The organism is Xanthomonas sp. BRIP62409 (genome assembly GCF_003992965.1).
In the GTDB taxonomy this organism is placed as follows: domain Bacteria; phylum Pseudomonadota; class Gammaproteobacteria; order Xanthomonadales; family Xanthomonadaceae; genus Xanthomonas; species Xanthomonas euroxanthea.
Genome location: NZ_QEZJ01000022.1, coordinates 238,151 through 249,901 on the forward strand (window position 1 = coordinate 238,151; position 11,751 = coordinate 249,901).

Annotated in this window: 12 protein-coding genes; 10 read left to right on the forward strand and 2 right to left on the reverse strand. The window is 65.6% G+C overall.

What is annotated here, in order from left to right; translation table 11 throughout:
• The first annotated feature begins 270 nt into the window (after nucleotides 1-270).
• The 4 genes from trxB (at nucleotide 271) to infA (ending at nucleotide 3,696) form a co-directional block, all read left to right on the forward strand.
• Nucleotides 271-1,239 carry a thioredoxin-disulfide reductase gene (gene trxB, locus EO170_RS13935; protein ID WP_104582661.1) on the forward strand — a complete coding sequence of 323 codons (969 nt, stop codon included), beginning with the start codon at nucleotides 271-273 and terminating at the stop codon, nucleotides 1,237-1,239.
• A gap of 60 nt (nucleotides 1,240-1,299) precedes the next feature.
• Complete coding sequence (locus EO170_RS13940) at nucleotides 1,300-2,418, forward strand: GNAT family N-acetyltransferase (RefSeq protein ID WP_126945761.1); 1,119 nt, start codon at nucleotides 1,300-1,302, stop codon at nucleotides 2,416-2,418.
• A 229-nt stretch (nucleotides 2,419-2,647) separates the two neighbouring features.
• Nucleotides 2,648-3,397 carry a leucyl/phenylalanyl-tRNA--protein transferase gene (aat, locus tag EO170_RS13945; protein ID WP_126945764.1) on the forward strand — a complete coding sequence of 250 codons (750 nt, stop codon included), beginning with the start codon at nucleotides 2,648-2,650 and terminating at the stop codon, nucleotides 3,395-3,397.
• Nucleotides 3,398-3,477: 80 nt separating this feature from the next.
• Nucleotides 3,478-3,696 (forward strand): translation initiation factor IF-1, encoded by a 219-nt coding sequence (gene infA / locus EO170_RS13950; RefSeq protein ID WP_002813418.1) that lies wholly within the window; start codon nucleotides 3,478-3,480, stop codon nucleotides 3,694-3,696.
• 294 nt (nucleotides 3,697-3,990) lie between these two features.
• Here the strand turns inward: infA and clpA are convergent, their stop codons facing one another.
• Nucleotides 3,991-6,273, reverse strand: coding sequence for an ATP-dependent Clp protease ATP-binding subunit ClpA (gene clpA, locus EO170_RS13955; RefSeq protein WP_104582663.1), 2,283 nt, complete (start codon nucleotides 6,271-6,273; stop codon nucleotides 3,991-3,993).
• Nucleotides 6,274-6,415: 142 nt separating this feature from the next.
• Nucleotides 6,416-6,736: an ATP-dependent Clp protease adapter ClpS gene (gene clpS, locus EO170_RS13960; RefSeq protein WP_104582664.1), complete on the reverse strand. Its 321-nt coding sequence runs from the start codon at nucleotides 6,734-6,736 to the stop codon at nucleotides 6,416-6,418.
• Nucleotides 6,737-6,825: 89 nt separating this feature from the next.
• Between clpS and EO170_RS21530 the strand changes: the two genes are divergently transcribed.
• The 6 genes from EO170_RS21530 to EO170_RS13985 all read left to right on the forward strand — a co-directional run bounded on the left by EO170_RS21530 (nucleotide 6,826) and on the right by EO170_RS13985 (nucleotide 10,897).
• Nucleotides 6,826-6,990: a hypothetical protein gene (locus tag EO170_RS21530; RefSeq protein ID WP_164741047.1), complete on the forward strand. Its 165-nt coding sequence runs from the start codon at nucleotides 6,826-6,828 to the stop codon at nucleotides 6,988-6,990.
• The gene (locus tag EO170_RS13965; RefSeq protein WP_104582665.1) at nucleotides 6,987-7,445 is read left to right on the forward strand and encodes an NUDIX hydrolase; all 459 of its coding nucleotides are present in this window, start codon (nucleotides 6,987-6,989) and stop codon (nucleotides 7,443-7,445) included. The genes EO170_RS21530 and EO170_RS13965 overlap by 4 nt, the downstream gene beginning before the upstream one ends.
• Complete coding sequence (gene mnmA, locus EO170_RS13970) at nucleotides 7,442-8,578, forward strand: tRNA 2-thiouridine(34) synthase MnmA (protein WP_119131999.1); 1,137 nt, start codon at nucleotides 7,442-7,444, stop codon at nucleotides 8,576-8,578. Before EO170_RS13965 ends, mnmA begins: the two co-directional genes overlap by 4 nt.
• Nucleotides 8,578-9,192 (forward strand): high frequency lysogenization protein HflD, encoded by a 615-nt coding sequence (gene hflD / locus EO170_RS13975; protein WP_104582667.1) that lies wholly within the window; start codon nucleotides 8,578-8,580, stop codon nucleotides 9,190-9,192. Before mnmA ends, hflD begins: the two co-directional genes overlap by 1 nt.
• A 59-nt stretch (nucleotides 9,193-9,251) precedes the next feature.
• Nucleotides 9,252-10,529, forward strand: a complete 1,278-nt coding sequence (locus EO170_RS13980; RefSeq protein ID WP_180496970.1) for a methyl-accepting chemotaxis protein — start codon at nucleotides 9,252-9,254, stop codon at nucleotides 10,527-10,529.
• 83 nt (nucleotides 10,530-10,612) lie between these two features.
• Nucleotides 10,613-10,897, forward strand: coding sequence for a hypothetical protein (locus tag EO170_RS13985; RefSeq protein ID WP_104582668.1), 285 nt, complete (start codon nucleotides 10,613-10,615; stop codon nucleotides 10,895-10,897).
• The last annotated feature ends 854 nt before the right edge of the window (nucleotides 10,898-11,751 follow it).

Sequence of the window (11,751 nt, forward strand, 5' to 3'; positions counted from 1 at the left end):
TTAGAAAAATGCTGTTAGTGGTTGATAATAAACGACCGAGGCCGCGGTTTCAGCTGTTGTATCAGCGTCGCCTGCCCGGGCACGCGCCGGTCAACAAAAAACGCCGCACGAGGCGGCGTCGATTACGCGTACGGGGTGGACCATGCCATCTGCGGTTCAAGCAGTTCCATCGCGCCGCCTTGATTCACCGGGTGGGGACCGCCACTCTATGCCGCCACAGGGGCGCGAATTCAGTCGCCTGCCCTGCCAATTCCTAGACCGCGAGTATACATGAGCGCCTCTTCTGCCAGTCCCGCCAAGCATTCCCGCCTGCTGATCCTGGGCTCCGGCCCGGCCGGCTGGACCGCCGCGGTCTACGCCGCCCGCGCCAACCTCAAGCCGGTGGTGATCACCGGCCTGCAGCAAGGCGGCCAGCTGATGACCACCACCGAAGTCGACAACTGGCCGGGCGACCCCCACGGCCTGATGGGCCCGGACCTGATGAGCCGCATGCAGGCCCATGCCGAGCGCTTCGAGACCGAGGTGATCTTCGACCACATCCACACCGCCGACCTGTCACAGCGCCCGTTCCGGCTGATCGGTGACGGTGCCGAGTACACCTGCGACGCACTGATCATCTCCACCGGCGCCACCGCCAAGTACCTGGGCATCCCCAGCGAGGAAGCCTTCAAGGGCCGCGGTGTGTCTGCCTGCGCCACCTGCGACGGGTTCTTCTACAAGGACCAGGACGTGGTGGTGGTCGGCGGCGGCAACACGGCAGTCGAGGAAGCGCTGTACCTGTCCAACATCGCCCGCAAGGTCTACCTGGTCCACCGCCGCGACACCCTGCGCGCCGAAAAGATCATGCAGGACAAGCTGTTCGCCAAGGTCGCCGCCGGCAAGATCGAGACAGTCTGGCACCACGCCATCGACGAAGTGCTGGGCAACGATGCCGGCGTCACCGGCGTACGGGTCAAGTCCACCCTCGACGGCAGCACCCGCGAGATCGTCGCGCACGGCTTCTTCGTCGCCATCGGCCATCACCCCAACACCCAGCTGTTCGACGGCCAGCTGGCGATGAACAACGGCTACCTGGAGATCCGCTCCGGCCTCAACGGGGCAGCGACCGAGACCTCGGTGGCCGGCGTGTTCGCTGCCGGCGACGTTGCCGACCAGCACTACCGCCAGGCGATCACCTCGGCCGGTTTCGGCTGCATGGCCGCACTGGATGCCGAGCGCTATCTCGACAAGAGCGCCTGAGGTGGCCGCTGACCGCCGGCCGCGCCGCGCGGGCAGCGCCGATGCCGGCGGGCCGGGCGCATGAGCGTCACCGCCCGCTGGTGCCGCCGGCTGGACGAGCTCCCGGCCGGTGCCTGGGACGCGCTGCACGACGGCGCGCACCCGTTCATTTCCTATGCTTTCCTGGAGGGCCTTGAACGGGAGGGCTGCCTGCGCCCCGACTGGGGCTGGAATCCGCTGCACCTGACGCTATGGGACGGCGACACGCTGGTCGCTGCGGCGCCGGGGTACCTGAAGAACAACTCGCACGGCGAGTTCGTATTCGACCACGCCTGGGCGCATGCGTATGCGCGTTATGGCCAGGAGTACTTCCCCAAGTGGCTGTGCGGGGTTCCCTACTCGCCGGTGACCGGCCCGCGCCTGCTGGGGGCACCGCGATGGCGCCCGCAGTTGCTCGCGGCGATGCGCGAGCTGGTGGAGCGCAGCGGGCTGTCGTCGGCGCATGTGAACTTCTACCCGGCCGACGAAGATGCGGCCTTCGATAGCGACTGGCTGGAGCGCAACGACCTGCAGTACCACTGGCATAACGCCAGCGACTGGAGCGACTTCGAAACCTTCCTGGCCGCGATGGACCACAAACGGCGCAAGAACATCCGCCAGGAGCGCGCCAAGGTGCAGCGGGCCGGTGTGCAGCTGCGCGTGGTCCATGGCGATGAAGCCAGCGCTGCCGACCTGGAAGCGATGTATGGCTTCTATCTCAAGACCTTCAACGAATACGGCAACTCGCCTGCGCTGACGCCGGAATTCCTGCGTCATCTGGCCCGGCACCTGCCGCGCCAGCTGGTGATGTTTCTGGCCGAGCTGGACGGGCGCCCGATCGCCGGCGCGCTGTGCCTGCGCGGGCGCGACACGCTGTACGGGCGTTACTGGGGCGGCGAAGCCCTGCCTGGGCTGCATTTTGAAACCTGCTACTACCAGGGCATCGACTACTGCCTGCGCGAAGGCCTGACCCGCTTCGAGCCGGGCGCGCAGGGCGAGCACAAGATCGCACGCGGCTTTCTGCCCACCCTGGTCCGCAGCCGTCACTGGATTGCCGACCCCGGCTTCCGCGAGCCGCTGGCGCACTGGTGCGCCGACGAACGCCGGGCGGTCGCCCGGCACGCACGCGAGCTGTCCGAGCACAGCCCGTTCCGCGATTGAACCCGCGCGGCAGCCAGGCCGGCTGCACCCGCCCTGATCGCAGGCTGGCCTCTTGCAGGCGACACGCGACGCGCCCCGTCCAAGGACAGTCGTCAGCCCGGTAAGAACTGCACGCCCGGCAGCGCGTGCTCGTGCACGCATGCCGCGGCGCGTATCGAGGACGCAGTGCAGCGTGCCGGGGACTGCGTGCCCCGGGTGCGCCATGGACGACAGGCTCTACACTGCGCGCATGTCCCGCGCCCTTCCCTACCTGCTGGCGACCGATCCGGCCGCGCCCTTCCCGCCGGCCGAACAGGCCTTTCGCGAGCCGGACGGCCTGCTTGCCATCGGCGGCGACCTGTCGCCGCAACGCCTGCTCAAGGCCTATGCCGGTGGCGTGTTCCCCTGGTTCTCGGACGGCCAGCCGATCCTGTGGTGGAGCCCGGACCCGCGCACGGTGTTTCGTACCGATGGCGTACGCCTGTCCTCGCGCTTCCGGCGCCAGTTGCGCGGCAGCCGCTGGATGCTGCGCGCCGATACCGCCTTCGCACAGGTGATCGCGGCCTGCGCGTCGATTCCGCGCGCCGGCCAGGACGGCACCTGGATCACCACCACGATGCAGCAGGCCTACCTCGAACTGCATCGGCTGGGCCATGCGCATTCGCTGGAAGTGTTCGATGGCCCACGCCTGGTCGGCGGTATCTACGGAGTGGCGATCGGCCAGATGTTCTTCGGCGAGAGCATGTTCAGTGCCGTCAGCGGCGGCTCCAAGGTGGCGCTGGCGGCGCTGGCCGCGCATCTGCACGCCTGCGGTTGGCCATTGCTCGATGCGCAGGTGGAAAATCCGCACCTGATGCGCCTGGGCGCGCAGCGCCTGCCACGTGCAGACTTCCTGCAGCAGGTACGGCTGCAGGTCGGCCAGACTGCGCTGCCGGGCAGCTGGTCCGAGCGCTACGGCGAGCGGCCTGCCAGCGCGCTTGCTGAAGTCCGCTTAACATAAAATTTGCACCGCGGGGAGATGGAGCGTAAAATGCTGTCCCTTACGGCCCTCCCGGGCCAGCCGTGATTGCACAGGATTACATGTCGAAAGACGACTCCATTGAATTCGAAGGCAGCGTCAGCGAGACGCTTCCCAACACCACGTTCCGGGTCAAGCTGGAAAACGGGCATGAAATCATCGCCCACATCTCCGGCCGCATGCGCAAGAACTACATCCGCATCCTGACCGGCGACCGGGTCAAAGTTGAAATGACTCCGTACGACCTGACCAAGGGTCGTATTACCTACCGCATGAAGTAAGCGGTTCTGGTGTGAGACGCGAGGCGGCCAATGGCCGCTTTTTGTCGTGGCCGGGATCTGGGCAGTTGGCAGACGTGGCTGGCCGATGTCGTCGGCTTGCCCTGCCGTCGCTGGTGTCATCGGCGTTTGTGCCCAGCCGATCCATTGCCTCGGTTCCGAGGTGTGCGGTTGTCGCTGGTGGTTTGCCGCTCCTCCGCGATCGCCGCGGCTGTGCGCCCTTCCGGCTGTGCGTCTCCAGGGACATAAAAAAACCGCTCCTTCGAGCGGTTTTTTCAATTCAGGACTGCAGAGCGATCAGTCGACGGTCGCCGGCAGCAGACGCTCCGGTTCCGGATGCGCCTCCACCACCAGCTCGCCGTCCTTGACGTCGATATTGACCCGACCGCCTTCCACCAGCTTGCCGAACAACAGCTCGTCGGCCAGCGGGCGCTTGATCTTCTCCTGGATCACTCGCGACATCGGGCGCGCACCCATCAGCGGATCGAAGCCGTGCTGGGCCAGCCAGTCGCGCGCAGTCGGCGTGGCCGACAACGACACGTGCTTTTCCTGCAACAGCATTTCCAGCTCGATGATGAACTTGTCCACCACGCGCAGGATGTGGTCAAAGCCCAGCGGCTGGAACTGCACGATCGCATCCAGGCGGTTACGGAACTCGGGCGTGAACCCGCGACGGATCGATTCCATCGCATCGGTGGAGTGATCCTGCTTGGTGAAGCCGATCGACCGCCGCGAGGCCTGGGTGGCGCCGGCATTGGTCGTCATCACCAGGATCACGTTCTTGAAGTTCGCCTCGCGCCCGTTGGTGTCGGTGAGGATGCCGCGATCCATGACCTGCAACAGGATGTTGAAGATGTCCGGATGCGCCTTCTCCACCTCGTCCAGCAGCAGCACGCAGTGCGGCGTCTTGACGATCTTCTCGGTCAGCAGGCCACCCTGGTCGAAACCGACATAGCCAGGAGGCGCGCCGATCAGGCGGCTGATCGAATGCGCTTCCATGTATTCGGACATGTCGAAGCGCACCAGCTCGATCCCCAATTGCAGCGCGAGCTGCTTGGTGACCTCGGTCTTGCCGACACCGGTGGGACCGGCAAACAGGAAGTTGCCGATCGGCTTCTCCGGATTGGCCAGGCCCGAGCGCGCGAGCTTGATCGAGCCGGCCAGCGTCTCGATCGCCGGGTTCTGGCCGAAGATCACCATCTTCAGATTGCGCTCCAGATGCTGCAGCACGTCCTTGTCGGTCGCGCTGACCTGCTTGGCCGGAATCCGCGCCATCTTGGCGACGATGGTCTCGATCTCCTCGATATCGATCAGCTCCTTGCGCTTGCCCTCGGGCAGCAGGCGCTGACGCGCACCGGCTTCGTCGATCACATCGATCGCCTTGTCCGGCAGCAGACGGTCGCCGATATGCTTAACCGACAGGTCCACGGCGGCCTGCAGCGCATCGTCGGCATAGGTCACGCCGTGGTGCGCTTCGTACTTGGGCTTGAGGCCCTGCAGGATTTCGAACGTCTCGCCCACGGTCGGCTCGACGATGTCGATCTTCTGGAAGCGACGCGCCAGCGCACGGTCCTTTTCGAAGATGCCGCGGTATTCCTGGAACGTGGTCGAGCCGATGCAGCGCAGCTCGCCCGACGACAGCGCAGGCTTAATCAGATTGGAGGCGTCCATCGTGCCGCCCGACGCCGACCCGGCACCGATGATGGTGTGGATCTCGTCGATGAACAGCACCGCATTGGGCACCTTCTTCAGCGCCGCCAGCACGCCCTTGAGGCGCTTCTCGAAGTCGCCGCGGTACTTGGTACCGGCCACCAGCGCGCCCAGGTCCAGCGAGAAGATCACTGCGTCGGCCAGCACTTCCGGCACGTCGTTGTCGACGATGCGCTTGGCCAGCCCCTCGGCAATGGCGGTCTTGCCGACACCGGCCTCGCCCACGTACAGCGGATTGTTCTTGCGGCGGCGGCACAGCACCTGGATGGTGCGCTCGATTTCGTCACCACGGCCGACCAGCGGGTCGATCTTGCCGTTGCGAGCCTGCTCGTTGAGATTGGTGGCGAACTCGGCCAGCGCATCGCCCTTGGCCTCGCCCTCCCCGCCCTCGCTCTTGGGCTCGCCATCGGAGGTGGACGGCTGCTCGCCGTCCTCACCCAGCTTGGCGATGCCATGCGAGAGGTAGTTGACGATATCCAGACGGGTGATGTCCTGCTGGTTCAGGAAATACACCGCGTGCGAATCCTTCTCGCCAAAGATCGCCACCAGCACATTGGCGCCGGTGACTTCCTTCTTGCCCGAGGATTGCACGTGATAGACCGCACGCTGCAGCACGCGCTGGAAGCCCAGCGTGGGCTGGGTGTCGCGGCCATCGTCTTCGGCCAGGCGCGAGACCGAGGCCTCGATCGCCTGCTCCAGATCGTTGTGCAGACGCACCTGGTCAGCGCCGCAGGCCTTGAGGACGGCCTGGGCGGACGGGTTGTCCAGCAGCGAGAGCAGCAGGTGCTCAACGGTCATGAACTCGTGACGCGCCTCGCGTGCTCGCTTGTAGCACTGGCCGATGGTTTGCTCTAGGTCTTTGCTGAACATTGGTAACTCCGAACGGCTGTTGCCAACAATATGCGGCTTTTGTTGGGATTTACCACAACCCTATCGGATAGGCATGTTCAGACGGCGTTAGCATGTGATTGCAGCCACAGTGTTGCGCTGCTGGAATGATCCAATCGATCCGTCAGGCCTGTTCCATCGTGCACAGCAGCGGATGCTGGTTCATGCGCGAGAATTCGTTGACCTGCGCGACCTTGGACTCGGCGACTTCGCGGCTGTAGACCCCGCAAACGCCACGTCCGCGGGTATGGACATGCAGCATGACCTGCGTGGCCCGCTCCAGATCGAGGTTGAAAAACTGCTGCAGCACCGTCACCACGAAGTCCATCGGGGTGTAGTCGTCGTTCAGCAGAAGCACCTGATAACGCGGCGGTGGCGCCACTTCAGGCTTGCTGGCTTCGACCGTGAGGCCGTGATCGTGTTCGTGTGAGGTCTTACGAGGCATCCGGGCATTATACGGTTCATCGCCGCACGCATTGGACGATTTACGCCGCGCCCCGCACAATTTGTCTCCGATTCCATGGCTGGCCCTTGATGACCGATTCCCTGACCGCGCCCTTGCTGGTGCCGTCGTTCACCGCCGACTTGTCCAGCTCCATGCGCGAAGCAGGGTCCAACGGCCGTCTGGGCCGGCGTCACGCCCTGACCCTCGCCGGCAAGGCGAGCAACCCTTCGATCGAGCAGGACCTGCAGCGATGAGCGCCTCCGGACAACGCTGGCATCCGGATGTCACCGTGGCCACCGTGGTGGTGCGCGACGGGCGCTTCCTGCAGGTCGAAGAGCACATCGGTGACCGGCTGCTGTTGAACCAGCCTGCCGGACACCTGGAACCGGACGAAAGCCTGCTCGACGCGGCGGTGCGCGAGACCCTGGAAGAGACCGGCTGGGATGTGCGCCCGACCCACTTCATCGGCACCTACCAGTGGGTCGCCCCGAGCGGCCAGTGCTTCCTGCGGTTTGCGTTTGTCGCCGAGGCCCTGACCCACCATCCCGAGCGCAGCCTGGACACCGGCGTGGTGCGTGCCTTGTGGATGACGCCGGAAGAATTGCGCAGCGCCACCGAGCGGATGCGCAGCCCGTTGGTGTGGGAGGTGGTGGCCGATTACTTGGCCGGCCAGCGCCATCCGTTGGCATTGGTGCGGCACGTCGCATGAGTACGCCGCGCATCGTGGTCGGTGTCTCCGGCGGCGTAGATTCGTCGGTGGCGGCCTGGCGGCTGGCCCAGCAAGGCGAGTCGCTCGCCGGACTGTTCATGCAGAACTGGGCCGACGATGGCAGCGGCGATTGCCGCGCCGAGGACGACCGCCGCGATGCGGTGGCGGTGTGCGGGGTGCTGGGCATTGCGTTCCATTTCCGCGATTTTTCCGGCGAATACTGGAGCGGCGTGTTCGAGCACTTCCTGGCCGAATACGCGGCCGGGCGCACGCCCAACCCCGATGTGCTGTGCAACCGCGAGGTCAAGTTCAAGCATTTCCTGGATGCGGCCCAGGCGCTGGGCGCCGAGCGCATCGCCACCGGCCACTACGCCCGGGTGGCGCACAGCGGCGGGCGCTGGCGCCTGCTGCGCGGCGCCGACCGCGGCAAGGACCAGAGTTATTTCCTGCATCAGCTGGGACAGACCCAGCTGGCCGCGACGCTGTTTCCGATCGGCGACCTGGAAAAAAGCACGCTGCGCCGGATCGCCCAGGATGCCGGCCTGCCGACGCATGCCAAGAAGGATTCCACCGGCATCTGCTTCATCGGCGAGCGCGATTTCCGCGAGTTCCTGGGCCGTTACCTGCCCGCGCGCACCGGCGAGATCCGCGACCCGCAGGGGCAACGCATCGCCGAGCATCCGGGGGTGTTCTATTTCACCCTGGGGCAGCGCGAAGGCCTGAACATCGGCGGCGTGCGTGGACGCGCCGCCGCGCCGTGGTACGTGGTCGGCAAGGATGTGGCGAGCAATGTGCTGTATGTGGACCAGGACCGTGACAGCCCGCTGCTGCAATCACGCTGGCTGCAGTCCGAGCAGGCCCATTGGGTCACCGGCGCGCCGCCGGCGCGCAGCTTCGCTTGCACCGCACAGACCCGTTACCGACAGCCCGACGAGCCGTGCACGGTGCAGGTGCAGGACGATGGCAGCGTGCAGGTGCGTTTCGAGCGGCCGCAGCGGGCGGTAACGCCCGGGCAGTCGCTGGTGTTGTACGACGGCGAGGAATGCCTGGGCGGCGCGGTCATTGCCGCCACCGATGCGCCGCTGGAACGCCAATTGGCGGGATCTTCTTTTTCACCTGAGGTAGTGGCTTGATGAGTTCTTCCATGGATCACCGCGTACTGGCGCTTGCCGGTGTCGCCCAGGCCTTGCAACAGGTGCGGCGGATCGCCGAAACCGGGCACTCGGAGGCTGCGACGGTGCGTACCGCCATGGACAGCGTGTTCCGGGTGGATGCGGCCTCGCCGGAGGCCGTGTACGGCTCGCCGGCGGACCTGGCACCGGGCCTGCGGCTGCTGCATAACTATTTCCACAATCAGGGCCAGGACGAGGTCCTGCCGCGGCTGGCGTTGGCGGTGCTGCAGCTGGAGCGCCGCTTCGTGCGCGACACCACCACCGTCGCCACGGTCTCCAAGGGCATCGAGGCGGCCGCGCGTCAGGCACAGAGCCTGGGCGACAGCGGCCATCCGGACGTGTTGAATTCGCTCGGCGGGCTGTATGCGCAGACCATCAGCCACCTGCGCCCCAAGGTCATGGTGCAGGGCAATCCGCATTACCTGGGCCAGGCCGGCGTGGTTGCGGAAATCCGCGCGTTGCTGCTGGCCGCTGTCCGCTCGGCGGTGTTGTGGCGGCAGATGGGTGGCAGCCTGTGGGATTTCCTGTTCGCCAAGCGCGCAATGATCGAGGCGGTGGACCGCGCGCTGCGCTAACCACCTGACAATTCGGGTTGCCACATGCGCCAGCGGTCGCTGGCGCGTGTCAACATCGGTTGAACGGGCGAGACGATGTGGCGATCGTCGCTAAAGACACAGGGGGGACGGCCGATACAGCAACCGTGACTCTGCCGAGAACGCCCATGTATTCACGTCCACTTATCCGTCTGGCCGCCCCTTTGGCCCTGACCTTGCTGTTTCCCTTCGCTGTCGGATTCGACTGGCCCGCTTCGGTGCGCTGGGCGATCCTGGCGACCATGACGCTCAGCTGGCTCGGTTTCGCTGCCTGGGTGACCTACTCCCAGTTCCGGCGTAATCCGGACCAGACCCGCATCCTGCGCGAGCAGGACCAGCTGCTCAACGAACTGCGTACGTTCGTCAGCAACGAAGTCGACGGTTCGCGCTCGGAAGTCGAGCGTGCCCGCGAACTGATCCGCCAGGCCGTGTCCGGTCTTGGTGGCAGCTTCGAAGCGATGAACCGCAAGTCGCGTCAGCAAAGCCAGGCATTGGCCCGCATCGTCGACCGTGCCGGTGACGACGGCAGCGCCGGTGTCGACGTCGCCCGCTTCGCCCAGCACGCCAGCTCCCGGATGGAGCAGCTGGTGGAAGCGCTGGAACAGGTGAGCGGCCAGAGTACCAATACGGTGCACCACATCGATGAGATGGCCCAGCACCTGGATGGCATCTTCGCGCTGCTGGAAGACGTCAAGTCGATCGCCGACCAGACCAACCTGCTGGCCCTGAACGCCGCCATCGAAGCAGCACGTGCCGGTGAAGCCGGTCGCGGCTTCGCGGTGGTCGCCGACGAGGTGCGCAATCTGTCCGAGCGTTCCACCACCTTCAACGAACAGATCCGCAAGCTGGCACACAGCTCCAAGGAATCGATCGCCAAGGTCCGTGAAACGGTCTCGCAGCTGGCCTCGCGTCACATGGATCGCTCCCGCGAAGCCCGGCATGAATCGGCGGCGATGCTGGAGAATGTCGCGCAGATCAACGCCTCGTTGGGCGACGGCATGCGCGAAATCTCCGAATGCGCGCGTTCCATCGACGGTAGCGTGGCCGAAGCGGTGCGTGCCCTGCAGTTCGAGGACATCGCCACGCAGACGCTGAGCGGTATCCATACCCACCTGGATCGTCTCACCGCGATCAACCGTGAAGCGGTGGCGCTGCAGGAACTTCTGCATCGTAACGGCGGCGTGTACGACAGCGATCTGGTCGCCGCGCTGCAGAAGGTGTCCACCCGCCTGCGCGATATGCGTGTGGAGTGGGAGCGCCCGCCGCACAAGCCGGTGGCGCAGCAAGGCATGGGTGCCGGTACGGTCGAACTGTTCTAAGACCGCTACCACGCACTGCCTGATTCCGACATTCCCCGGCCTTCCGGGGATTTGTCGTTCCGCAACAACCTGGTATTCCGCTCATGACGCTACTTGCCCCGCCCACCGATGCATCCACCGCCGTGCTCGAATCAGCCGCGCTGGCGGCTGCACATGCCCAGCGTATTGCGCAAAGCGACGCTGCCCGGCCTGCGCTGCGCAGCGTGCGCATGCCGGCCGCGCTGGAACGGCTGGAGCATGCCGCCCGTGCGGAAGTGCAGGCAATGCAGAACCCTCGCCGCAGTTGCAGCGAAGAAGACCTGCTGTTTGCGACCGTGGCCTGGGATCTGGGTCTGGATGGCGCCGCTGTCGGCGTGTCTGGAGCCTGACATCTGTGCGACGGCGGGGCGTGCCTCGGCAGGCGCCCCGCCGGTTGTTTCCACTGCCCGACCTGTGGCGCTGGTACGCCAGCCGTGCCACCAGGCGTGGCTCCGAGCATGGGCGACCATTCGATTGCAGCACCAGGGTGACCTCTCCCCTGCCCGTCTGCTCGACGACCTCTAAGAATCCCACGAAACAATGTCCCGCTTCGCTCGGCTGATCTACGGCCTGGCTGCAAGGCGCTTGCCCGCTCCCGGTCGCGAGACACGCCGCGAATCCATCGCTCCAGGCTCGTATGCGGTATCCATGCCGCAGGTTTCGAGGTAGTGAGCGGGCTACACCGAGACGCCCCTGCTGCTCGCAGCTGCCGCATGTGCCTTCGGTAGTTTGGCGCGTGATAGCTCAGGTGTAGAGCGCCTGGCGCTGTGGCTTGGCTGCAGGGCCCTTGTCTGCCCACCATGCGGGACACGCCATGACTCCGTTCCTGAAGTCGCTTCAGCGACATCCATGCCGCACAAGGTCCCCGCGATGGTAAGCGGGCTGCACCGGCACGACGCAGCTCCTGCTCTGAATTGCAGCGTGTGCCTTTCCGGTAGTCCGGTAGGTGAGGTTTAGAGCGCCTAGCTTTGTGGCTTGGTTGCAGGGCCCTTGCCCGCCCACCGTCGCGGGACACGCCGTGAATCCGTCCATGGAGGCTCTGGCGCGGCATCCATGCCGCTCAAGGTCCCGCGACGGTAGGCGGACAAGGACCAGTCGGGATGGTCGGTGTGCATGGCTGCAAGCGGGGCACAAGGTTGCTTTTTGTATAGCCGGGGGTTGGGCCATCTTCCCAACGAAAGCCGAGCAGCGGGCGAGCTTTTAA

What these genes read in the sequence shown, in the direction of transcription:
- mnmA (WP_119131999.1), top strand. Translation starts at nt 7,442, where the DNA reads ATGAGTACGCCGCGCATCGTGGTCGGTGTCTCCGGCGGCGTAGATTCG.
- EO170_RS13965 (WP_104582665.1), top strand. Translation starts at nt 6,987, where the DNA reads ATGAGCGCCTCCGGACAACGCTGGCATCCGGATGTCACCGTGGCCACC.
- clpS (WP_104582664.1), bottom strand. Translation starts at nt 6,736, where the DNA reads ATGCCTCGTAAGACCTCACACGAACACGATCACGGCCTCACGGTCGAA.
- EO170_RS13940 (WP_126945761.1), top strand. Translation starts at nt 1,300, where the DNA reads ATGAGCGTCACCGCCCGCTGGTGCCGCCGGCTGGACGAGCTCCCGGCC.
- hflD (WP_104582667.1), top strand. Translation starts at nt 8,578, where the DNA reads ATGAGTTCTTCCATGGATCACCGCGTACTGGCGCTTGCCGGTGTCGCC.
- trxB (WP_104582661.1), top strand. Translation starts at nt 271, where the DNA reads ATGAGCGCCTCTTCTGCCAGTCCCGCCAAGCATTCCCGCCTGCTGATC.
- clpA (WP_104582663.1), bottom strand. Translation starts at nt 6,273, where the DNA reads ATGTTCAGCAAAGACCTAGAGCAAACCATCGGCCAGTGCTACAAGCGA.
- infA (WP_002813418.1), top strand. Translation starts at nt 3,478, where the DNA reads ATGTCGAAAGACGACTCCATTGAATTCGAAGGCAGCGTCAGCGAGACG.
- EO170_RS21530 (WP_164741047.1), top strand. Translation starts at nt 6,826, where the DNA reads ATGACCGATTCCCTGACCGCGCCCTTGCTGGTGCCGTCGTTCACCGCC.
- EO170_RS13985 (WP_104582668.1), top strand. Translation starts at nt 10,613, where the DNA reads ATGACGCTACTTGCCCCGCCCACCGATGCATCCACCGCCGTGCTCGAA.
- aat (WP_126945764.1), top strand. Translation starts at nt 2,648, where the DNA reads ATGTCCCGCGCCCTTCCCTACCTGCTGGCGACCGATCCGGCCGCGCCC.